Raw genomic sequence first — 22,645 nt, 5'->3', positions numbered from 1 at the left:
TCAAACCTCGTCGGGGCAACGGCCACTGGAGCCGGCGGCATAGTCGGCGAGCAGGTTGAGCAGATTGGCGAGGGACATGATGGCGACCTCCCGGATGAGTACGGCCCATCTTAGGCGCGGATCATTCGCCTGGCTCGTAGATTGTCTCGATGATCGCGATAGCTGTCGCGCACGACTACTCAGCTGTCGTTGCGACCCACTCCGCGCCAATGCTTGGCGCCGATGAAGATGAAGCGCAATTGCTCGGTCATCTCCATCTCCGGGTCCAGTTCGCCATGGGAGGCGATGGTCGGCGGATCGATCAGCTTGGGCAGGGTGGCGAATACGGTTTTCACCACCATGTCCGACACCAGGCCCAGGGCGATGTCGTCCAGGTGCGGCAGGCGATTGAGCAGGCGCAGGTCGACGGCCAGGTCGTCGGTGATGCGCTGGCGCAGGATGGCGATGGCCTGGCGCACGGCTTGCGAGCCACCGTACTGCTCGCGGGCGAGGAACAGGAACTGGCCCCGGTTGGCCTTCACCGTGTCGAGGAATATCTGGGTACTGGCGTCGATGATGCCGCCTTGCTCGAACTCGCTGCGGCGCACGTCGCGCAGGGTATTGCGGAAGGTGGCGCCGACTTCGTTGACCAGGGCCAGGCCCAATTGGTCCATGTCCTGGAAGTGCCGGTAGAAGCCCGTCGGCACGATGCCGGCGCTACGGGTGATCTCGCGCAGGCTCAGGCTGCAGAAGCCACGACCACTCTCCATCTGGCCGAGCGCTGCGTCCATCAGGGCCTGGCGGGTCTGCTGCTTCTGTTCGGCGCGTGGCGACATGGTCTTTCTGGCAAGCGAACTGGAGTCGGGCACTCTAACAACCGAAAACGCTGGACTCAACGACGGAAGGCGCAGGTCAGGTAGCGATTGCTGAAGCCATAGCGCAGCATCGATGCCAGGCGGGCGAACAGGTACAGCGGATGTTTGCGGTAATACGCCAGTACGGCATTGCCGACGCCTTCCGAGCGATGTTGCTTGGCCTGGTCTGGGCGCTTGGAGAACAGCCCTTTGAATTGCCACCACTGGATCTGCTCGAAGTGCTCGCGCGGCGCCAGGCCGTGGCGGCGAAACAGGCCGAAGAACGAGCGGCGGCTGAAATCATGCAGATGGTGGGGGTTGCCATCCAGGGTTGGCGTGATCGGCACTGACGCGATCACCTGGCCGTCAGCCGCCAGCAGGCGCGCGTAGTTGTCGGTCAGGCTGTACGGGTCGGGCAGGTGCTCGATGGTTTCCAGGCTGACGATACTGTCGAATGGCTGCTCGCTACCGAAGCGCTGGGCATCGGCGCAGACATAGGTCAGGTTCGGCAAGCGATAGTGCTGTTGGGCATAGGCGATGGCGTCAGGATCGATATCGACGCCGGTGACCTGTTTGTCCGGGTGCCGCTCGGCGAGCAGGGCGGTGCCATAGCCACAACCGCAGGCCATGTCGAGGATACGCAGGCCATGCAGATGCCGGCTGGCGAACTCATAGCGCTCCATGTGGATGCGCAGGGTGTTCTGGTCATCCAGGTTCTGCGGGTCGAGGTCCTTGGGGTAGATCCGCTCTATGGTATGCATGCTGGGCGTCGCGGCGAAAAAGAGGCGGCAACTATACGGCACGGGGCCAGTAGCGCCCAATCGGGCTGTTGTACTAAGCCCTGGCAACCGGCAGGCCCTTGGAGGCGCTGCCGTTTGTCATGGCGTGTTTCATGCCATGTGGCCTCGATGAGTATTGCCTGATGAGACACCGGAAGTCTTGCCTTGTGGCGTCTGGAAGGTACCGCTGTCGGCGAATGCCTTGCCCATGCGGGTCTGGAAATAGCCGCTGTCGGCCAGGGGTTGTGTCTGAGTCGCTTTGCTGTCGCGGGCTTCGCCGAGAATCGGTTGGGGCGCGCTTGCCGGTATCGCATGGGCGTTGACGGCGAGCAGGCTGGTGGCGAGCAGGGTGCCGAGAAGAGTGGTTTTCATGCTGAGCCTCGTGCTTTAGGGAAGTGACGAGGCCTATGGTCGGGGAGGCGGGTTCCTGACGGAACTCACCCCTGTCCATAGTAAAAATCAGTCTCGCCGATGAGGCCGGCGGCCATCATCGACTGTCAGCCAGTCCTGCGCTTGCGCCACTGCCCCCATTCGAAGCCCATCACCACCAGCAGCGACAGGGCGAATGGCAGCAGCAGGTAGAAGACGCGGAACACGATCAGTGCCGCCAGCACGTCGACCTTGGGTAGCTCCGGCATGGCCGTCAGGAACGTCACCTCGAGCACGCCCAGGCCACCAGGCGCATGGGACAACAGGGCCAGGGAGAAGGAGGCGATGAACACGCCGAGCACCACGAAGTAGCCAGGGTTGCCTTCCGTGGGCAAGGCGAAATAGATGATCGCCGCGGCACAGGCCAGTTCCATGGGACCGGCCAGCAACTGTCGGCCGACGATAGCCAGGCGCGGGTATTCGATGTGGAATTTACGCCAGGTCCACGGCTTGAACTTGCGCCACGAGCCGAACACGTAGAGGGCCACGAAGGCGAGCAGCAGCGAGCCGATGCCCATCGACAGCCAAGGCCCCACGTTGGCCAGGCGCTCGATCACCTGGGGCAGGCAGACCAGCACCAGGCCGCCCCAGAGCAATGCGCCAAGGGCGAAGGTGAAGGAGCAGAAGAAGATCAGCAGGCCGATTTCCTGGGGCGTCAGCCCCTTGCTGGAATAGGCGCGGTAACGCACCACGGCACCGGAGAACACCGAGGCGCCGATGTTATGGGCCAAGGCGTAGGTGGTGAACGAACACAGGGTGATGAACCACCATGAAATCTTCTTGCCCAGGTGGGCAGCGGCGATACGGTCGTACCAGGCCAGGGCAACGTAGGCACCCAGCGTCGCGCAGCCAGCCATCAGCCAGTTGTGGGGGCGTATGGCGGCAATACTGTCGGAAAGCTCGTCGAGCGAGATGTTGCGGATTTCTTTGTACAACAGGTAGCAGGAGAGCACGACGGCGACCAACCCGACCAGGGTCCAGATCCAGTCGCTCCTTTTCATCATCGGCGGTGGCTCCTCGAACCTGTATGTTGGTGTGGCATTGATTATTAGGACGCCAGCCAAACGCAGGCGTTGCACGCGTCGTCGGTGCGAATTAGCGCAGCAGTATCAGGGAGAGGCGCGGATCGCTCAAGCGATTCGCATGCGGGCGCGTAACGATCTGTTTCGTTATTGAAACAGATCGCACTCTACGCAAGGTTGCCGTGGATCAGGCAATACGCTGATTCGCGGCGGCGGGGCTGAGGCGGATGGCGATGAATTTCGACGTCGGCGTGTGGCTGCCGGCGCCATAGCTGTCCAACGGCACCAGCGGGTTGGTTTCCGGGTAATAGGCGGCGGCCTGGCCTTGCGGAATGTCGAAGGCGAGCAGGGTGAAGCCCCTGACGGTGCGCTCGATACCGTCGCTCCACAGCGAGGTGACGTCGACCTTCTGCCCCGGCTCGTAGCCCAGGCGACGGATATCGGCCTCGTTGGCGAACACTACGTCGCGATAGCCCCACACTCCCCGGTAGCGGTCGTCCAGGCCATAGATGGTGGTGTTGTACTGGTCGTGGGAGCGCAGGGTTTGCAGGATCAGGTCCGGTTTTTCTCCGGTGGCGCGGATCTTCTCGTGGCCGAGGGCTTCCGGCAGCGCGTGATTCTTGAACATGGCCTTGCCGGCGGCGGTGTTCCAGCGGCGCGAACCGGCGGAGCTGCCCAGGTAGAAGCCGCCCGGATGCTTGACCCGCTCGTTGAAGTCCTGGAAACCGGGAATGGTGTCGGCGATCAGGTCGCGGATCAGGCTGTAGTCGCCGCTCAGGGCGTTCCAGTCGACCGGATGGTTGCCGAGTACGGCCCTGGCCATCTGGGTGATGATCCACGGCTCGGAGCGCATGTCCCTGGACAGCGGCTCCAGTTGGCCATAGGACGCATGGACCATGCTGAACGAGTCTTCCACGGTCACGGCCTGCGGGCCGGTGGCCTGGATGTCCTTGTCGGTGCGGCCGAGGCACGGCAGGATCAGCGCGTCGGTGCCGTGGGTCAGGTGGCTGCGGTTGAGCTTGGTGCTGATCTGCACGGTCAGGTCGCAGTTGCGCAGCGCCTGGTGGGTGCGCGGGCTGTCCGGCGTGGCCTGGGCGAAATTGCCACCCAGGCCGATGAAGACCTTGGCGCGACCGTCGAGCATGGCGTTGATCGCCTCGACGACGTTGTGGCCGTTTTCTCGCGGCACGGCGAACTGGAAGCGTTTTTCCAGGTTGTTCAGCAGCAGGGCCGGAGGGCGCTCGTTGATGCCCATGGTGCGGTCGCCCTGCACGTTGCTGTGGCCACGAACCGGGCACAGGCCCGCGCCTTCGCGTCCGATATTGCCGCGCAGCAACTGCAGGTTGACGATTTCCTGGATGGTCGGCACCGAGTGGAAGTGCTGGGTGATGCCCATGGCCCAGCAGATGATCACGTTCTCGGCGCGACGGTACATCAGCGCGGTCTGGTGAATTTCGTCCTGGCTCAGGCCCGACTGCTCGACGATCTTTTCCCACGGCGTGGCGTCGACCACGGCCAGGTAATCGTCGAGGCCGCTGGTGTGTTCGGCGATGAAGGCGTGGTCGAATATCGGCTCCTCACCTTGCTCCTGGGCCTCGCGCTCCCATTGCAGCAGGTACTTGGCGATCCCGCGCACGATGGCCATGTCGCCGCCCAGGGCTGGGCGGAAGAACGCGGTGTTCAGCGGTGCCGAGCCGTTGGTGAGCATTTCCAGGGCATGCTGTGGATGCTGGAAGCGTTCCAGGCCACGCTCCTTGAGCGGATTGAAGGCCACGACCTGGGCGCCGCGTTTCACCGCTTCGCGCAGTGGTTCGAGCATGCGTGGGTGGTTGGTGCCGGGATTCTGGCCGAACACGAAAATGGCGTCGGCGTGTTCGAAGTCATGGAAGGTCACCGTGCCCTTGCCGATGCCGACGCTGTTGATCAGCGCCACGCCACTGGCCTCGTGGCACATGTTCGAGCAGTCGGGGAAGTTGTTGGTGCCCAGGGCGCGAACGAACAACTGGTAGGCATAGGCCGCCTCGTTGCTGGCGCGGCCGGAGGTGTAGAACTCGGCCTGGTTGGGGCTGTCCAAGCCCTTGAGGTGCCTGGCGATCAGGGCGAAGGCGTCGTCCCAGCTCACCGGCACGTAGTGATCGCTGGCGGCGTCATAACGCATCGGCTCGGTCAGGCGGCCCTGGTATTCGAGCCAGTAGTCGCTTTGCTCGAACAACTGGCTGACCGTGTATTTGGCGAAGAACCTGGCATCCACGCGGCGTTTGGTGGCTTCCCAGTTGACCGCCTTGGCGCCGTTCTCGCAGAACTTGATGCGCCCGTCCTCGGGCGAGTCGCCCCAGGCGCAACCGGGGCAGTCGAAGCCGCCGTTCTGGTTGGTCTTGAGCAGCGCGCGCAGGTTCTTGAACGGCTGCTTGCTGTCCAGCCAGAAGTTGGTGACGGCGATCAGCGCGCCCCATCCGGCGGCCGCGCCCTTGTAAGGCTTGAAGCGAGGTTTGACGGGTTGCAGGCTCATGGTCGTTTTTCTTCTATTCGGGCGCCGGGCTGTAGACCCGTGGCGCGCTGTGATGAGGGACGTGGATCAGGTTCAGGTTGTGCTTGCGTGCCCATTGCACGGTCAGGGCGGTGGGCGCGGAGAGACTGACCAGGGTGGACAGGCCGGCACGCACGGCCTTGTGGATAAGTTCCAGGCTGCAACGGCTGGTGACCACGGCGAAACCGGCGCGTGCATCCAGGCCGTCGCGCAGGAGCGCGCCGATCAGCTTGTCGAGGGCGTTGTGGCGACCGATATCTTCCCGGCAACGGAGGATTTCGCCCTGTCCGTCGACGAACAGCGCCGCGTGCACCGCACCGCTGCGACGGGCCAGTCTCTGCTGCTCGTCGATGCGTTGGCGCAGGCCGTGCAAATGCCTGGCGGGTGGTAGAGGCGAGGCGGGCAGCACGCGTAGCGCCGGCAACGCCTGCTCAAGCGCTTCCACGCCACACAGGCCACAGCCGGTAGTACCCGCCAACTGGCGACGCTGGTCCTTGAGGGACCAGAAGGCGCGGCTGCTGATCTGCACGCTGGCTTGGCGGGCATCGCCGCAGCCGCTGATCTCGATGTCATAGACATCGTCGATGCTGTCGACGATACCGGCGCTGAGGCTGAAGCCGGCGACGAAGTCTTCCAGGTCACCTGGCGTGGTCATCATGACCGCATGGCTGATGCCGTTGTAGGCGATCGCCAGGGCGCACTCGTCTGCCAGCAGCGCATCGCCGGTCTGCAGGGCACTGCCCAGCTCCGCATAGGCGTAGCCTGCTTGCGCGGTCGGCAAGGCGATGCTGCTGGCTTGTTCTGCTACGGGTGCGATGGTGCGGGGCATGGACGGCTTCCCCTGCGGCGGAATGACACAGAAAGATTAGGCCGCAGGCCGGTCGCCGTCTAATAACTGCTACTGATTCATTGATCGAAAGCGTCTATCGATTTGCGAATGGGTTCGCTGAGCAGGCGCTGCGCTTCCTCGAAGCAGGCTTCAGCCAGCGCCGATCTTGGTGTCTGCCGGCGGATGATGAGACCGAGGGGAGCCAGGGTATGGGCATCGTCGATGGGCGTCAGGGCCAGGTGTTCGGCAGATTCCGCCAGGCCGCCATCGAGCGGAACTATCGCGCAGCAGAGCCCGGCGCTGACAGCCTGAAGCAACTGATGAACGGCATCGGTTTCCAGCAGGGGGCGGACGACGAGGCCGAGGCTGCGAAAACCATGATCGATCGATTGGCGAAAGTGCATGCCGGTCGATAGCAGGCCCAGGGGCAGCGCGCCAAGCGCCTCCCAGCCCAGGCTCGGCTGGTCGAAATGAAAGTGGCGGCGGTCATGCAGCAGTCCCATGCGTGTCTCGGCCAATTCGAGAGTGGTGAAGTGTTCGGGCTTGAGGCGTTCCAGATAGGAAAGGCCGAGGTCGATCTGGTTGCGCGCCAGGTTCTCCAGAATCTGTTCGCTGCTCAGGGCGAACAGTTGGAAGCGCAGGCCAGGGTGTTGGGCGGAGAAGGCCCGGACCAGGCGCATCGGATCGAAGCTCGCCAGGGGCACCAGCCCCAGGCGCAGGCTGCCGACCAGTTGGCCGCGACAGGCTGCGGCTTCCGCCTGCAGGCCATCCTCGGCGGCGAGCAGGCTGCGGGCCCAGGCCAGGATGCGCTGGCCGGGCTCGGTGAAGCCTTCGAAGCGCTGCCCGCGCTGGACCAGTTCCAGGCCCAGTTCCTCCTCCAGGTTGCGCAGGCGCATGGACAAGGTCGGCTGGGTCACGTGGCAACGTGCGGCGGCCTGGCCGAAGTGGCGGGTCTCGTCGAGGGCGACGAGGAACTTGAGTTGTTTGATATCCATGCTGGAGTCCGCACTAGGGGCTGTTGACGATACGGACCTGCGTCCGTTCTGTCAGCCAGGTCGAGCGGAGTGGCCGGCTCGCCTGTACTTTCCATGCATCGAGAAAGCCTCTGAACAGGCATTTTTGTTCAGCATTCAGGACGTTCTGTCGAAGATAAAAAACAACCAGGCGGCAGATGTAAAAACGCGGCAATTTTTGGTTGATATACGGGGTTCATGGCCCTAAAGTTCGCGCCCGAACGTCCATGCTGGAAACGATCCATCCGGCTCAAGTACTGACGACGAGACAGCGAGGTCTGCCAACAAACGGTAGGCCTTTTTGCTTTCGGCGACATGCCTTGGGAAGTAGGCGAACCAAAGTGGGGAAACTGTCAGACGTTCCGGGTCCGCTCCTGGCGAGTGGTCCCTCCGGCCAGCGCTGGCGCCGGCCGCCCCCGACACCCGGTTGAACCTGTAAACGGTTCGGCTGCCCGATTCATTGAGTGTTCATGGTTTAGCCATTTGGAGCCCCCGCATGTCGATCAAGATCGAAGATTACTACCCGCGCGAGACCTTCAATAAAATGAAGGCTTTCGCTGACCAGCAGGAAACCCCGTTCGTGGTGATCGATACCGCGATCATCAGCCAGGCCTATGACGACCTGCACGCCGGTTTCGAATTCGCCAAGATCTACTATGCGGTCAAGGCCAACCCGGCGATCGAGATCATCGAACTGCTGCGCGACAAAGGCTCGAACTTCGACATCGCCTCTATCTACGAACTGGACAAGGTGCTGTCGGCCGGTATCGGCGCGGAGCGCATCAGCTACGGCAATACCATCAAGAAGGCCCGCGACGTTCGTTACTTCTACGACAAAGGCGTGCGCCTGTTCGCCACCGACTCCGAAGCCGACCTGCGCAACATCGCCAAGGCCGCGCCGGGCTCGAAGATCTATGTGCGCATCCTCACCGAGGGCTCGACCTCGGCGGACTGGCCGCTGAGCCGCAAGTTCGGTTGCCAGCCGGACATGGCCCTTGACCTGCTGATCCTGGCCAAGCAACTGGGCCTGGTGCCGTACGGCATTTCCTTCCACGTCGGTTCGCAGCAGCGTGACATCGACGTCTGGGACGCGGCCATCGCCAAGGTCAAGGTGATCTTCGAGCGCCTGAAGGAAGAAGACGGCATCGAGCTGAAGATGATCAACATGGGCGGCGGCTTCCCGGCCAACTACATCACCCGGACCAACAGCCTGGAAACCTATGCCGAGGAAATCATCCGCTTCCTCAAGGAAGACTTCGGTGACGACCTGCCGGAAATCATCCTCGAGCCAGGCCGTTCGCTGATCGCCAACGCCGGTGTGCTGGTCAGCGAAGTGGTGCTGGTGGCGCGCAAGTCGCGCACGGCGGTCGAGCGCTGGGTGTATACCGACGTGGGCAAGTTTGGCGGCCTGATCGAAACCATGGACGAGTCCATCAAGTTCCCGATCTGGACCGAGAAGAAAGGCGAGATGGAAGAAGTGGTGATCGCCGGCCCGACCTGCGACAGCGCCGACATCATGTACGAGCACTACAAGTACGGCCTGCCCTTGAACCTGGCCAGCGGTGATCGCATGTACTGGTTCTCCACCGGCGCCTATACCACCAGCTACAGCGCGGTGGAGTTCAACGGATTCCCACCGCTGAAGGCGTTCTACCTGTAAGCCGTCGAACGCCCTGCCTCGTGCGGGGCGTCTTGTTTTCAGGGGGTCATACGCCGAGCAATTCGAAGCGGTTCATCCGGTAGGCCTCGAGCTTTCCGCGGATCAGCCAGGGCGTCCAGCGCATCAGTACGCGCCAGGAGAGGGGCAAGCGTTCGAGCAGTTCCCTGGGGGCATCGAGGAAGGTGCGGCTGTCGATCAGCTTCAAGCCCCAACCAGCGAGCTGTGCCGGGTCGTCGCAGGCCCAGCGGAACCAGCTGTCCACCCCCAGGGTGCTCATGGTGTCGTGGGCGGCCTGGCCCTCGACCATGCGCCTGGCCGTCGTGTCGGTAAGCAGCCAGGCACCGGGAAAGCGCTGGTTCAGGCGCTTGACCCAGTTTTTCACCTGGTCTTCTTCCAGGTAGATCACCACGGCTTCGGAAACGAAGCACCAGGGCCCGCCAGTGTTGGCGACATCATCCATCCAGTCGTTGTCCTGCAGGTCGCAGGCGAGCATGTGGCGGCGCGGTTGTTCGTGGAAGAAGCGCTGGCGCAGCGCCATGCTGTCCGGCAGGTCGAGTTCGAACCAGGTGGCCAGGCCATTGTCCAGGCGTTCGAAGCGGGTATTGAGGCCACAGCCGATCTCTACCACGGTGCCGGCAGGGTGCTGGGCCAGGAAGTCCTGAACGTGTTCATCGAACATGCGTGTACGCAGGCAGGCACCGGCCAGGCTCGGCGTGTTGCGCCATTTGTCGAAGTCATAATCGAGCGCGGCGACGATTTCCACCGCCTTGGGATCTTGCAGCATTCCGTTGCGGCGGCTGGTTTCTTGCGCGCGTCCGAACAGAGGGATAAGCAACGTTTCCTGAACCGGTCCCAGGTTCACGCGGCGGTCTTGCGCGGGGGCATTCATCGCGGTGGCTCCTTCTAATGGCTGACGAAGACGTCCGCCAGCATAGCACTATCGATAATGATTCTCATTACATTGCCTATTCGAATCAATTTGGATACAAAGATGTAAATGAAAGGTAAAAGCGATAGGAAACCGATCCCGTCGAGATGGCTTCTCAAATAGAATTACCTGCCATTTGAGGGGCGGGTCGTTTCGTTCAAGGTAATCAGCCGTGTTCAAAAAAATAATGTTTCAGCTGCATTGGTTCTTCGGCATCAGTGCGGGCCTGGTATTGGCCCTGATGGGTGTGACGGGCGCGCTGTATGCGTTCCAGGAAGAAATCATGATCGCCATCAACCCGCAGATGCGCGTCGAGCAGCGCGACACCGGGGTGTTGCCGCCCGCGCAACTGGTGGCCAAGCTGCAAGCTGAGGGCAAGGGCGTTTCGGCCTTGTTCGTCGACATGAGCGGCAGCCAGCCGGCGCGTATCTTCCTCACGCCGCCGCCGGGCGAACGGCGTGGCGCCTTGAGCTTCGTCGATCCCTACACTGGCGAGGCGATGGGCGAGCCGCGCGGCGAAGATTTCTTCATGCTCATGCTGCAACTGCACCGTTTCCTGGCAATGGGCGATACCGGCCGCCAGTTCACGGGTTTCAGCACCCTCATGCTGGTGTTCTTCTGCTTGTCCGGCCTGTACCTGCGCTGGCCGCGCAAGGCCTTGAGCTGGCGCACCTGGCTGACTTTCGACTGGTCGAAGAAGGGCCGCGCCTTCAACTGGGACTTGCATGCGATTGCCGGTACCTGGTGCCTGGTGTTCTATCTCTGCGCCGCCCTGACCGGCCTCTACTGGTCCTACGACTGGTACCGCAGCGGCCTGACCGCGCTGCTCAGTGACGAGCCGGGCAAGCAGGAACGCCGTGGTCGACCGGAGCGCGCCGGGGCTGACGAGGAGCAGGCGACCATCGACCTCGACGCCATGTGGCGTGGCATCCAGCAGACCTCCGGCGACAACATCGCCATCTACAGCACGCGTTTGCCTTTCCGTGCCGGCGAGAAGGCCGACGTGTTCATCCTGCCCAAGGATGCCGAGCACGTGCGGGCCTTCGACCAGATTAAAGTCGACCCGGCGACCGGCGAGGTGTCGCAGGTTTCCCGTTTCCGCGACAAGAGTTTCAAGGCGCAACTGCTGGCCAGCGTCTATGCCTTGCACGTCGGCGAGTATTTCGGCCTGACCGGGCGCATCCTGATGGCGGTCGCCAGCCTGGCGATGCCACTGTTCTTCATCACCGGCTGGCTGCTCTACCTCGACCGCCGGCGCAAGAAGCGCGCGGTGCGTGCCGCCCGTGGCGAGGTCTCGGGCAGCGCCGGTGGCGAAAGCTGGCTGATCGGTTTCGCCAGCCAGAGCGGCTTCGCCGAGCAACTGGCCTGGCAGACTGCCGGTCAATTGCAGGCGGCCGGGCATCCGGTGCAGGTGCAGCCCCTGGGCAAACTCAGCGAGGACGAATTGAAACGCGCCAGAAAGGCACTGTTCGTCATCAGTACCTTTGGTGACGGCGAGGCGCCGGACAACGCCCGTGGTTTCGAGCGCAAGGTGATCGGCGGCGCGGTTGGCCTGGAAAACCTCAGCTACGCGATGCTGGCCCTGGGCGATCGGCAGTATGCGCACTTCTGCGGTTTCGCCCGGCGCATGCGCGACTGGCTCGACCAGCAGGGCGCGCAACGCCTGTTCGACCCGGTGGAAGTCGATGGTAGCGACACCCATGCCCTGGACCTCTGGCAACGGCAACTGGGCGACCTTACCGGGATCAAGCCCCAGGTCGTGCAGGAAGCCCCGTTCGGCAACTGGACCTTGAGCAGGCGCGAGCGCATCAATCCGGGCAGCCAGGGCGAAGCGACGTTCCTGGTTGGCTTGACGCCCGCTGGCGATACTCAGTGGCAGGCCGGCGACATTCTCGAAATCCTGCCGCGCAACGCCAAGGCGCGCGTGCGCCGGTGGCTCGACGGCCATGGCCTGGACCCGTCCGAGTGGGTCAATGTCGGCCCGGTCGCCCAGCCACTGCATGAGGCATTGACCAGCCGCCAGTTGCCGGACAGTTTCGCCCATCTGGTCGGTTTGCACGCCCAGGCGCTATTCGAGGCGCTGGTGCCGTTGAGCGGTCGGGAATACTCGATTGCCTCGTTGCCGAGCGACGGCAGCCTGGAACTGCTCGTGCGCCAGCAGCGTCACCCCGACGGCAGCCTGGGCCTCGGCTCCGGTTGGCTGACCGAGTTCGCCGGCCTGGGCGCAAGCGTCCTGGCTCGCCTGCGGCGCAACAGCGGTTTTCATGCGCCGGAGGACGACCGCCCGGTGATTCTGATTGGCAACGGCACCGGCCTGGCCGGTCTGCGCAGCCTGATCAAGGCGCGCATCGCCGACGGGCATTGGCGTAACTGGCTGTTGTTCGGTGAACGCAACGAGGCATATGACTTCTATTGCCGCAGCGAGCTGCAGGGCTGGCTGGCCAGCGGGCAACTGGCGCGACTGGACCTGGCATTCTCGCGCGATCAAGCTGAGAAGCTATACGTCCAGGATCGCCTGCGCGAAGCGGCGGAGGCGTTGCGCAGGTGGGTGGAAGAGGGCGCCTCGATCTACGTCTGCGGCAGCCTGGAAGGCATGGCCAGCGGCGTCGACCGGGTCATGCGCGAGGTGCTGGGCGATGCCCGGGTCGAGCAACTGGTCGAGGACGGCCGTTATCGGCGCGACGTGTATTGACGCGCCAGGTCAGGCCTCTGGCCGCGCCAACCTCGGTGTCGCGGCCAACAGCGTCTGCGTGTAGGGATGTTGCGGATGCTCGCAAACCTGCGTCGCATCACCCTGTTCGACCACCACGCCACGATGCAGCACCAGCACTTCGTCCGCCACCTGGCGCACCACCGCCAGGTTGTGGGTGATGAACACGTAGGCGGTGCCGTACTCGGCCTGCAGGTCATGGAACAGTTCCAGTACCTGGGCCTGCACCGAGACGTCGAGGGCCGAGGTCGGCTCGTCGGCGATGAGGATTTTCGGGCGTAGCATCATCGCCCGGGCAATGGCGATGCGCTGGCGCTGGCCGCCGGAGAACATGTGTGGATAACGGTTGGCGTGTTCCGCCGCGAGGCCGACTCGTTGCAGCATTGCGCTGATCCGGCTCCGACGTTCGCTGGCGTCCAGGCCGGTATTCAGGCGCAGGGGTTCTTCCAGCTGAGTGCCGATGGTCTGCCGTGGATTGAGCGAGGCGAAGGGGTTCTGGAACACCATCTGCACATCGCGACGTACTTGCCGGCGGGCGCTTGCGTCCAGCTCGGAGAAGGACTGGCCGGCGATGCGCAGGCTGCCGGCGCTGGCGTCGTCGATCAGGGTGAGGATGCGGGCCAGGGTCGACTTGCCGCTGCCCGACTCGCCGATCACCGCCAGGGTGCGGCCGGCGCGCAGTTCGAACGACACGTCGTTCAGGGCACGGAACAGCCCTGGCCTGCGCAACCAGCCGCGTGACTGTGGATAATCGCGGGACAGGCCGCTGGCTTGCAGCAGGGCCGGCGCATCATGGGCAATGACCGGCACGTGGGAGGGCTGATTCTCCGGCAAGGCGGCCAGCAACTGACGGGTGTAGTCGTGCCGTGGCTCATACAGCACCTGTTCCACCGGCCCTTCTTCGACCAGGCAGCCCTGGCGCATCACGCATACGCGGTTGGCGGTCTGCGCCACCAGGGCCAGGTCGTGGCTGATCAGGATCATCGCCATACCGCGCTCGCGTTGCAGGTCGAGCAGCAGTTGCATGATCTGCTGCTGGGTGGTGACGTCCAGCGCCGTGGTCGGTTCGTCGGCGATCAGCAGGCGCGGTTCGGCCGCCAGTGCGATGGCGATGGCCACGCGCTGGGCCATGCCGCCGGAGAGTTGGTGCGGGTAGGCGCGCAGGCGTTTCTGCGGTTCCGGGATGCGTACCCGTTCAAGCAACTCGATGGCCCGCCGACGTGCCGCCGCGCCACGCAGGCCAAGGTGGTGGCGCAGCACTTCATGCAATTGATAGCCGATGCGCAGCGAAGGGTTCAGCGCGTTGAGCGGGTCCTGGAAGACCAGGCCGATATCGCGGCCGAGCAGTTTCCGGTGCTGGCGCGGGCCGGCCTTGAGCAGGTCGGTGGCGGCGAAGTCCAGGGTCTCGGCCTCGACCTTGCCGGGGGCATCGACCAGGCCGAGCACGGCGAGCATGCTCATGGACTTGCCCGAGCCGGATTCGCCGACCAGGCCGAGGATTTCGCCCTCTGCCACATCGAGGTCGAGGCCTTGGACGACGGCGCGTTCGCCGAAGCGGATGGTCAGGTTGCGCAGGCTCAGCAGGTTCATGCGTCGCTCACCCCGCCGGTTTCAGTTTGGGATCGAGGGCGTCGCGCAGGCCGTCGCCGATCAGGTTCAGCGACAGCACGGTGAGCAGGATCGCCAGGCCAGGCAGGGCGACGATCCACCAGGCGTGGACCATCTGGTCGCGGCCCATGGCGAGCATGGTGCCCCACTCGGGCGCCGGCGGTTGCACGCCGAGGCCGAGAAAACCGAGGGCGGCGGCATCGAGGATGGCCGAGGAGAAACTCAGGCTGGCCTGCACGATCAGCGGCGCAAGGCAGTTCGGCAGCACGGTGATGAACATCAGTCGGGGCGTACGCGCCCCGGCCAGGCGCGCGGCGGTGACGTAGTCGCGCTCACGCTCGCCGAGCACGGCGGCGCGGGTCAGGCGCACGTAGGCAGGCAGCGAGACGATGGCGATGGCGACCACGGTATTGACCAGGCCGGGGCCGAGGATCGCCACCACGGCGACCGCCAGCAGCAGCGCGGGCAGGGCCAGCATGATGTCCATCAGGCGCATGATCAGAGGCCCGAGCAGGCGCGGGTAGAAGCCGGCGAGCAGGCCCAGCAGCACGCCTGGGACCAGCGCCAGGGCGACCGAGGCCAGGCCGATCAGCAGCGACAGGCGCGCCCCATGCAGCAGGCGCGAGAGCAGGTCGCGGCCGGCTTCGTCGGTGCCGAGCAGATAAGGCAGGTGGCCGTTGGCGAGCCAGGCCGGTGGCAGCAGCTCGGCGCCGGCCTGTTGATGATCCGGCGCGAACGGCGCGATCCAGGGCGCGAGCAGGGCGCCGGCACTGATCAACAGAATGAAGATCAATCCGGCCAGCGCGCCACGGTTACGGCGCAGCGATTGCCAGAACACCTGTAGCGAATGAGGTGGCTGGGCGATTGCAATGGCCTGGTTCATGCCTTGCCTCCCAGGCGCGGATTGACCAGCCCGTAGAGCAGGTCGACCACGAAGTTGCTGAGGATCACCAGGCAGGCGATCAGCAGGATACCGCTCTGTACCACCGGATAGTCACGGGCACCGATGGCTTCGATCAGCCATTTGCCGATGCCGGGCCAGGAGAACAGGGTTTCGGTCAGCACTGCGCCGCCGAGCAGGGTGCCGACCTGCAAACCGAGCACGGTCAGCACCGGCACCAGCGCGTTGCGCAGGGCGTGCACCAGCACCACGCGAGCTGGCGACAGGCCACGGGCGCGGGCGCTGCGGATGTAGTCCTCGCGCAGCACGTCGAGCATCGCCGAGCGGGTCATGCGCGCGATCACCGCCAGCGGGATGGTGCCGAGTACGATGGCGGGTAGCAGCAGGTGATGCAGGGCGTCGACAAACGCCCCTGGCTGGCCGCTGAGCCAGGCGTCGATGAGCATGAAGCCGGTCACCGGCTCGATGTCGAAGGCAATGAAGTCGGTGCGCCCGGATACCGGCGTCCAGCCCAGGCCGGAGGAGAACAGCAGGATCAGCATCAGGCCCCACCAGAAGATCGGCATCGAATAGCCGGTCAGGGCGATGCCCATCATCGTGTGATCGGCGGCGCGGCCGCGACGCAGGGCGGCGATGATCCCGGCCGGCAGGCCGACCAGCAGGGCGAAGAGCAGGGCGGCGGCGCTCAGTTCCAGGGTCGCGGGGAACAGCACGAGGAATTCCTGCCAGACCCCCTCGCGGCTGCGCAGCGACTGGCCGAGGTCGCCCGTGAGCAAGTCGCCGAGATAATTCAGGTATTGCTGCGGCAGTGGCCGGTCCAGGCCCAGTTGCTGCAACGCGGCGGCGTGCTGTTCCGGACTCAGGCCGCGTTCGCCCATAATCACCTCCACCGGGTCGCCGGGGATCAGGCGGATCAGGGCGAAGCTCAGCAGTGTCACCCCGATCAGGGTGGGCAGCAGCAGGGCAAGGCGGCGCGCGATGAACGTCAGCAAGCGCGATGACTCCGGTCAGGTGGGTACCGGAGTGTATCGCCTACACCGCGCTTTGTGGCGATCAGGGTTGCTGGATTTCGATCACCCCATCCGCGCTCATGCTCACCCGGCTGGTACCGGCCTCGATCTCCTGGGTCGGCGCACTCTTGCTGAACGAAGCACGGTCCATGGCCAGCGCCCGCATCGGCATCACCGGCTGGAAGCCGCCACCGTTGAGGCTCAGGCTGACCAGCTTGTAGGTCTTGCCGCCAACCGCCTCGGTGGCCAGTTGGGCGCGGGCCTTGAAGTCCGCCACGGCTTCCTTGATCAGCGTGTCTTCAGCCTTGTTGCGGCTGTCTTCGGCGATGGAAAAACTCATCTCGCCCATCTTCAGCTCGCCGAGCAGGTCGGCGGTCAGTTGCGACAAGGAGGCGAAGTCGGCGCTCTCCAGGCGGATTTCCGCGCGCTCGCGCCAGGCGCTGATGCGCTTGCCATCGTCGTCGTAGACCGGCGAGCTGTTGCGGCTGCCCAGGCGCACGTCGATGCCTTTGCCGGCACGCGCTCGTTCCAGGGCCTTGTTCAGCGTGGTGGTGGTGTCCGCGGCGAGCTTGGCCGGGTCCTTGTTCTGCGCCTCGCTGTACAGGGTCACCCGCATGCGGTCGTGGGCCACCTCCTGGCTGACTTCGGCGCGCAGCGAAACCTGGTTGTAACGGGCCTCGTCGGCATTGGCCGGCAGGCTGGCGAGAGCGGCGAGACCAAGGGCGGCGACCAGGGCGAGGCGATTGAAAACGGGCATGGGAAACTCCTGTAGATGACGTTCCGACAAGGTAGACGCAGGTCTGAGACTGTTCGGGTCAAGGGCTGTTCGCTGAATATCGAAAAAAGTGCGGGGCGCCGTGCGGCGAGTTGCCGCACAGGACCGGCGAACGATGGTGGATGGTTATACTCGGCACAGTCTTCCGGAGCCACCATGCAAGCGCCCGTCCTCCTGTTCTCCGCCAGTCGCCAGAATCTCTGGCGCCTGACCCTGATCCGCATCCTGGTCCTGGCCGCCCAGGCCGGTTCGGTGGGTATCGCCTACCTGTCCGATATCCTGCCGCTGCCCTGGCTGCCGCTGTGCATCACCCTGGGCTTTTCCCTGGTGCTCTGCGTGCTCACCGCATTGCGCTGGCGCGCGCCATGGCCGGTGACCGACCTCGAATACGCGGTGCAACTCGGCTTCGACCTGATCGTGCACAGCGTGCTGCTGTATTTCTCCGGTGGCTCGACCAACCCCTTCGTGTCCTATTACCTGGTGCCGTTGAGCATCGCCGCGGCGACCTTGCCCTGGATCTACTCCATCGGCCTCAGCGCATTGGCGCTGACCGGCTATACCGCGTTGCTGATCTGGTACCACCCGCTGCAACTGCACAACGTCCATCACGAGGCGATGCTGATCAGCCTGCACCTGTTCGGCATGTGGCTGAGCTTCGCCCTGGCGGCGGCCTTCATCACCTACTTCGTGGCCAAGATGGCGGCGGCCTTGCGGCGCCAGGCCGAGTTGCAGTCGCAGCGCCGCGAGGAGGGCATGCGCGACCAGCAACTGCTGGCAGTCGCGACCCAGGCGGCTGGCGCGGCTCATGAGCTGGGCACGCCGCTGGCGACCATGAGCGTGTTGCTCAAGGAACTGCGCCAGGAGTATCGCGACAAGCCGGCCCTGCAGGACGACCTGGCACTGCTCCAGGAACAGGTCAAGCTGTGCAAGGAAACCCTGCAGCATCTGGTGCGCGCGGCCGAGGCCGACCGGCGTCAGGCGGTCCACGAGCAGAGCGCGGTGCAATGGCTGGAGGCGACGCTCAATCGCTGGCACCTGATGCGCCCCGAGGCGACCTATCGCTACCAGTGCCTGGGCCAGGGGCAGAACCCTTATCTGTCGCCACCCGCCGACCTGACCCAGGCCCTGCTCAACCTGCTGAACAACGCCGCCGATGCCTGCCCGGACAGGCTGGATATCCGCCTGGACTGGGATGAACAGTGGATCATCCTGAGCATTCGCGATCATGGCGACGGCGTGCCGCTGGCCATCGCCGAACAGATTGGCAAACCTTTCTTCACCACCAAGGGCAAGGGCTTCGGCCTGGGCCTGTTCCTCAGCCAGGCGAGCGTGACCCGCGCCGGCGGTTCGGTGAAACTGTACAACATCCAGGACGGAACCCTGACCGAGTTGCGCCTGCCCAGAATCTCCACGGGAGAGTGACCATGAGTGACGAGCACCTGAACGAAGAACATCCCCACCTGCTGCTGGTGGATGACGACGCGACCTTCACCCGTGTCATGGCCCGTGCCATGGATCGTCGCGGCCTGCGCGTGACCGTCGCCAACTCGGCGGACGAAGGCCTGGCGGCGGCCAAGGCCGACCTGCCGGACTACGCCGTGGTCGACCTGAAGATGGAAGGCGACTCCGGCCTGGTGCTGCTGCCCAAGCTGCTGGAGCTGGACCCGGAGATGCGCGTGGTGATCCTCACCGGCTATTCGAGCATCGCCACCGCCGTGGAGGCGATCAAGCGCGGCGCCACCAACTACCTGTGCAAGCCGGCGGACGCCGACGACGTGCTCACCGCGCTGCTGTCCCAGCACGCCGACCTCGACACCCTGGTGCCGGAAAACCCGATGTCGGTGGATCGCCTGCAGTGGGAGCACATCCAGCGCGTGCTGGCCGAGCACGAAGGCAACATCTCCGCCACCGCGCGGGCGCTGGGCATGCACCGGCGCACCTTGCAGCGCAAGTTGCAGAAAAGGCCGGTAAGGCGATAAGCCACAAGCTTCAAGCCGTACGGTGGACAAGCTGCGCGTTGACTGCGCGTCCCGGTCCACCGTACCCGCTGCGTTGTTCACAGGCGGATTTGAGGCAGGAGCGGACGTTCGTTATTCCTCCGTCATTCCCGCCTTCGCGGGAATGACGATTGAGGGGGGCCGGGCGTCCGTAGAATATCCGCCCCTTGAGGCCGCCATTTACGTTTGAAACGTCAAGCGTTCCTACAGCCCCTCGATGCACCCTGGAGCCTACCGCTGCTTTTAGGTCTATCATTAGCGCCCTAACTGTTTGCCCGGGCGCAGTATGCTCTCCATCTTCCTGCAAACCCTGACCATCACCCTGCCGGTATTCGCCATGCTGTTTCTTGGCGTATTCCTCAAGCGTGTAGGGATGATCGACCCCAACTTCATCCATACCGCGACCAACCTGGTGTTCAACGTCAGCATGCCGGTCATGCTGTTCCTCGCCATCCTGCATGCCGACCTGGACACCTCGTTGCAACCCGGCGTGCTCGGCTACTTCGTGATGGCGACCCTGGCGGGCTTCCTGCTGGCATGGGGCTGGGCGATCTGGCATTGCCCCAGGGCGGATCGTGGCGTGTACGTGCAAGGCGCCTTTCGTGGCAACAACGGCATCATCGGCCTGGCCCTGGCGACCAGCCTGTACGGCCACTACGGGTTGTCCCTCGGCGGCGTGCTCGGCGGCCTGGTGATCCTCTGCTACAACAGCCTGTCGACCGTGGTGCTGGAGGTCTACAACCCCAACAGCCGCACCAATGCCTGGCACATCACCCTGAGCATCCTGCGCAACCCGCTGATCCTGTCCGTGCTGCTGGCCATGCCGTTCTCCTATTGGAAGATCGAGCTACCGGCCTGGCTGCTGACCTCCGGCGACTACCTGGCCTCGCTGTCCCTGCCGCTGGCGTTGATCTGCATCGGCGGCACCCTGTCCCTGGCCTCCCTGCGTGCCAGCGGCATGACGGCGGTAAGCGCCAGCCTGATGAAGATGGTCTGGCTACCGCTGCTCGGCACCCTTGGCGCGTTCTTCTGCGGTTTCCGCAATGCCGAGCTGGGCATCCTCTTCCTCTACTTCGCCAGCCCCACGGCGGCCGCGAGCTTCGTCATGGCCCGTGCCGCCGGTGGCAACCACGAACTGGCCGGGGCGATCATCGTCATCACCACACTGATGGCGGTGGTGACCACCAACATCGGTCTGTTCATCCTGCAATGGGGTGGCTGGATCTGATCGGAGAGGTGAGTTGCAAGTGGTCACTTCAGCATGGCGCTTGCCACTGCCTCATGGCAAAAACTCCACCCGCAACACCCTGCTCGCACTGCGTCCCTGGTCATCGGTAACCCGCAGCCGATATGTCCCCGAGTGCGGCGGGCGCCATTGCAGGCCGCTGCGGGCTGCGCTTTCACCCAGCAAGGTCTGCTCGGCGAACCAGTAGAGGCGCTGTGCATCGCTGGCGACGTTGGCGCTGAGGGGGATACTTTCCTCAGGTTTGGACAGGCGCAGGCTGTAGGTGACCTGGGTCAGCGGCGAGGTGATGCGTGGCGCTTCGTCGCTGATCACTGTCTGGTTCTGGCAGGTTTCCCGTGGATCGGGTGGCGTGCGGCGTGGCAGGCCGGCCGCGGCGAACAGGCGTTGCAGATCGGACGGCCAGAATTCGAATACCTGCAGCTCGGTGGTCCCCGGATCGAAGGGCGGGCAAGCCGCCTTGCCGGTGGCGCGCTCGACCATCACCGGGCGATGCAGGTTGGACACGCGAATCGGCGATACGCCCGGCCAGTACCAGGTCTTGCGTGTCTGCGGGCACCAGCGGTTGGGCAACTCGCCGGAGGCGGCGCAGACCTCGACGCGCATCAGGCCCACGGGCGCCTTATCCACAGGCGCCTGCTCATTGGGCAAGGCCAGCGGCAGGGCATCGGCGATGCGGAAGAACAGCGGCGCGGCGGTCTTCAGGCCGATGAACGCCGGGTTCGGCTGGCCATCGAAATTGCCGACCCAGACCACCAGTACATACGGCCCGACGATGCCGGCGCTCCAGGCATCGTGGAACCCCCACGAGGTGCCGGTCTTCCACGCTACCGGCCAGTTACGCCCACGGCGGTCCGGCGGCAGGCCGTCGGGGCGCGGGTTGTGGCGCAGCATGTCGCGGACCATGAACGCCGCTTGCGGGGAGAGCAGGGCAGGGCCGATCTTTTCCGGCTGATCGAGGGTGTAGCGCAGTTCGCGCAGGCGACCGTCATTGGCCAGCATCACATACAGGCGTGCCAGTTCGGCTGGGGTCAGCTCACCGCCGCCCAGGGCCAGGGCCAGGCCGTAGAAACCTTCGTCGCGCAGACCGGCGATACCGGCGCGTTGCAGCAGGCCGTGCAGCGAGGGCTTTTGCACCTGGCTGGCCAGCCACACGGCGGGCACGTTGCGGCTGCGGATCAGCGCGTCCTGGGCGGTCAATGGGCCGACGAACTTGCCGTCGAAGTTCTCCGGCTGGAAGGCGCCGAACGCACTGGGCGCATCCTTGATGATGCTCATCGGCTGGATCACGCCCTGGTCCAGGGCCAGTCCATACAGGAACGGCTTGAGCGTGGAACCGGGCGAGCGACGCGACTGCACGCCGTTGACCTGGCCATGCAGGCCGGCATCGAAATAATCCGCCGAGCCAACCAGCGCCTTGACCCGTTGATCGCGACTGTCGACCAGGATCGCCGTGGCGTTGTGCACGCCCTGGCTGGCGCGCTCGCTGACGAACTGGCGAATCAGGCGTTCGAGCTGGTGTTGCAGGCGCAGGTCGAGGGTGCTGGTCAGTTCCTGCCCGTCGCGGCTGGCCAGCAATTGCTCGCTCAGGTGCGGTGCGCGGAACGGCAACTGGGCACGGCTGCGGGCTTCGAGGGGCAGGTCGAGCAGACCGGCGTTGCGCGGATCATCCGGGTGTTCGGCGAGCCAGATGGTCTGTAGCTGCAAGCGCGCTTTTTGCAGCGAGGGGCCGAAGTGACCACGGCGTCCCGGTTGCTGCGGGATCACCGCCAGCGCTAACGATTCGCTGAGAGAAAGCTGCGCGGCCGACTTGCTGAAATAGATGCGGCTGGCCGCCTCGACGCCTTCGATGTTGCCGCCCATGGGCGCGAGGTTGAGGTAGGCCTCGAGGATGTCGTGCTTGCTGTAGCGCGCCTCGATCCACAGCGCCAGGACGATCTGTTGCAGCTTGCCCGGCACGTGGCGCGACTCGATGCCGTAGAGCCGTCGTGCCAGTTGCATGCTCAAGGTCGAACCACCCTGGCGCGGACCACCGCCATAGGTGGCCATGGCGGCACGCAGCAGCGCGCCGGGATCGACGCCGGGGTGGCGATAGAAGTAGCGGTCTTCCTTGAGCAGCAGGGCGTCGACCATCGATGGGGCGATGCGCTCCAGCGGCAGCCACAAGCGGTATTGGCCATCGCTGGCCAAGGTCAGACGCAGCAACTCACCGTCTTGTGCCAGCACCAGGCGTGAGGTCGGTGCCGCCTCGCGCAGCGGAGCGTGTGGCCACAGGCGCAAGAGCAAAAGCCCCAGCGCCAGGACTGCAAGCACCGTCAGGGGGCGTTTCAGGCGCGGCATGTTGCGTCAGGAAAGCCGTAGGATGGGTCAAGGCGCAAAGT

Annotated in this window: 18 protein-coding genes; 5 read left to right on the top strand and 13 right to left on the bottom strand. The window is 64.6% G+C overall.

The window, feature by feature from the left end:
- Window positions 1–179 precede the first annotated feature (179 nt).
- The 7 genes from fabR to ACSZPK_RS12075 all read right to left on the bottom strand — a co-directional run bounded on the left by fabR (window position 180) and on the right by ACSZPK_RS12075 (window position 7,414).
- Window positions 180–815, bottom strand: a complete 636-nt coding sequence (gene fabR, locus ACSZPK_RS12105; protein ID WP_437881710.1) for an HTH-type transcriptional repressor FabR — start codon at window positions 813–815, stop codon at window positions 180–182.
- Window positions 816–871: 56 nt separating this feature from the next.
- Window positions 872–1,594: a class I SAM-dependent methyltransferase gene (locus ACSZPK_RS12100; protein ID WP_437881709.1), complete on the bottom strand. Its 723-nt coding sequence runs from the start codon at window positions 1,592–1,594 to the stop codon at window positions 872–874.
- A gap of 129 nt (window positions 1,595–1,723) precedes the next feature.
- A complete protein-coding gene (locus ACSZPK_RS12095) occupies window positions 1,724–1,984 on the bottom strand; it encodes a hypothetical protein (protein WP_437881708.1) in 261 nt (86 codons plus the stop codon).
- 125 nt (window positions 1,985–2,109) lie between these two features.
- Window positions 2,110–3,045, bottom strand: coding sequence for a lysylphosphatidylglycerol synthase transmembrane domain-containing protein (locus ACSZPK_RS12090; protein WP_437881707.1), 936 nt, complete (start codon window positions 3,043–3,045; stop codon window positions 2,110–2,112).
- Between the two features lie 205 nt (window positions 3,046–3,250).
- Window positions 3,251–5,572, bottom strand: a complete 2,322-nt coding sequence (locus ACSZPK_RS12085) for an FdhF/YdeP family oxidoreductase (RefSeq protein WP_437881706.1) — start codon at window positions 5,570–5,572, stop codon at window positions 3,251–3,253.
- Window positions 5,573–5,585: 13 nt separating this feature from the next.
- Window positions 5,586–6,419, bottom strand: coding sequence for a formate dehydrogenase accessory sulfurtransferase FdhD (gene fdhD, locus ACSZPK_RS12080; RefSeq protein ID WP_437881705.1), 834 nt, complete (start codon window positions 6,417–6,419; stop codon window positions 5,586–5,588).
- A 77-nt stretch (window positions 6,420–6,496) separates the two neighbouring features.
- Complete coding sequence (locus ACSZPK_RS12075; RefSeq protein WP_437881704.1) at window positions 6,497–7,414, bottom strand: LysR family transcriptional regulator; 918 nt, start codon at window positions 7,412–7,414, stop codon at window positions 6,497–6,499.
- 514 nt (window positions 7,415–7,928) lie between these two features.
- Here ACSZPK_RS12075 and ACSZPK_RS12070 point away from each other — a divergent pair.
- Window positions 7,929–9,092, top strand: coding sequence for a type III PLP-dependent enzyme (locus ACSZPK_RS12070; protein ID WP_437881703.1), 1,164 nt, complete (start codon window positions 7,929–7,931; stop codon window positions 9,090–9,092).
- Window positions 9,093–9,138: 46 nt separating this feature from the next.
- On the opposite strand, the gene ACSZPK_RS12065 is transcribed toward ACSZPK_RS12070, so the two are convergent.
- Entirely contained in the window at window positions 9,139–9,981 is an 843-nt protein-coding gene (locus ACSZPK_RS12065) for a class I SAM-dependent methyltransferase (RefSeq protein WP_437881702.1), read from the bottom strand.
- Between the two features lie 211 nt (window positions 9,982–10,192).
- Between ACSZPK_RS12065 and ACSZPK_RS12060 the strand changes: the two genes are divergently transcribed.
- Window positions 10,193–12,712, top strand: coding sequence for a PepSY domain-containing protein (locus ACSZPK_RS12060; protein WP_437881701.1), 2,520 nt, complete (start codon window positions 10,193–10,195; stop codon window positions 12,710–12,712).
- Window positions 12,713–12,721: 9 nt separating this feature from the next.
- Here the strand turns inward: ACSZPK_RS12060 and ACSZPK_RS12055 are convergent, their stop codons facing one another.
- The 4 genes from ACSZPK_RS12055 to ACSZPK_RS12040 all read right to left on the bottom strand — a co-directional run bounded on the left by ACSZPK_RS12055 (window position 12,722) and on the right by ACSZPK_RS12040 (window position 17,006).
- Window positions 12,722–14,320, bottom strand: coding sequence for an ABC transporter ATP-binding protein (locus ACSZPK_RS12055; protein ID WP_437881700.1), 1,599 nt, complete (start codon window positions 14,318–14,320; stop codon window positions 12,722–12,724).
- A gap of 7 nt (window positions 14,321–14,327) precedes the next feature.
- Window positions 14,328–15,221, bottom strand: a complete 894-nt coding sequence (locus ACSZPK_RS12050; RefSeq protein WP_437881699.1) for an ABC transporter permease subunit — start codon at window positions 15,219–15,221, stop codon at window positions 14,328–14,330.
- Window positions 15,218–16,231, bottom strand: a complete 1,014-nt coding sequence (locus tag ACSZPK_RS12045; RefSeq protein ID WP_437881698.1) for an ABC transporter permease subunit — start codon at window positions 16,229–16,231, stop codon at window positions 15,218–15,220. Before ACSZPK_RS12045 ends, ACSZPK_RS12050 begins: the two co-directional genes overlap by 4 nt.
- Window positions 16,232–16,292: 61 nt before the next feature.
- Window positions 16,293–17,006, bottom strand: a complete 714-nt coding sequence (locus ACSZPK_RS12040; protein ID WP_437881697.1) for an SIMPL domain-containing protein — start codon at window positions 17,004–17,006, stop codon at window positions 16,293–16,295.
- A 174-nt stretch (window positions 17,007–17,180) separates the two neighbouring features.
- Here ACSZPK_RS12040 and ACSZPK_RS12035 point away from each other — a divergent pair, with 174 nt between their 5' ends.
- The 3 genes from ACSZPK_RS12035 to ACSZPK_RS12025 all read left to right on the top strand — a co-directional run bounded on the left by ACSZPK_RS12035 (window position 17,181) and on the right by ACSZPK_RS12025 (window position 20,249).
- Complete coding sequence (locus ACSZPK_RS12035; protein WP_437881696.1) at window positions 17,181–18,446, top strand: ATP-binding protein; 1,266 nt, start codon at window positions 17,181–17,183, stop codon at window positions 18,444–18,446.
- 2 nt (window positions 18,447–18,448) lie between these two features.
- Window positions 18,449–19,003, top strand: coding sequence for a response regulator transcription factor (locus ACSZPK_RS12030; RefSeq protein WP_437881695.1), 555 nt, complete (start codon window positions 18,449–18,451; stop codon window positions 19,001–19,003).
- A 304-nt stretch (window positions 19,004–19,307) separates the two neighbouring features.
- A complete protein-coding gene (locus tag ACSZPK_RS12025) occupies window positions 19,308–20,249 on the top strand; it encodes an AEC family transporter (RefSeq protein ID WP_437881694.1) in 942 nt (313 codons plus the stop codon).
- 51 nt (window positions 20,250–20,300) lie between these two features.
- Here the strand turns inward: ACSZPK_RS12025 and pbpC are convergent, their stop codons facing one another.
- Complete coding sequence (pbpC, locus tag ACSZPK_RS12020; RefSeq protein ID WP_437881693.1) at window positions 20,301–22,604, bottom strand: penicillin-binding protein 1C; 2,304 nt, start codon at window positions 22,602–22,604, stop codon at window positions 20,301–20,303.
- Window positions 22,605–22,645 lie beyond the last annotated feature (41 nt).

This window comes from Pseudomonas sp. LRF_L74 (assembly GCF_965644255.1).
Lineage (GTDB): Bacteria > Pseudomonadota > Gammaproteobacteria > Pseudomonadales > Pseudomonadaceae > Aquipseudomonas.
This window is presented reverse-complemented; position numbering and strand designations above follow the sequence as displayed.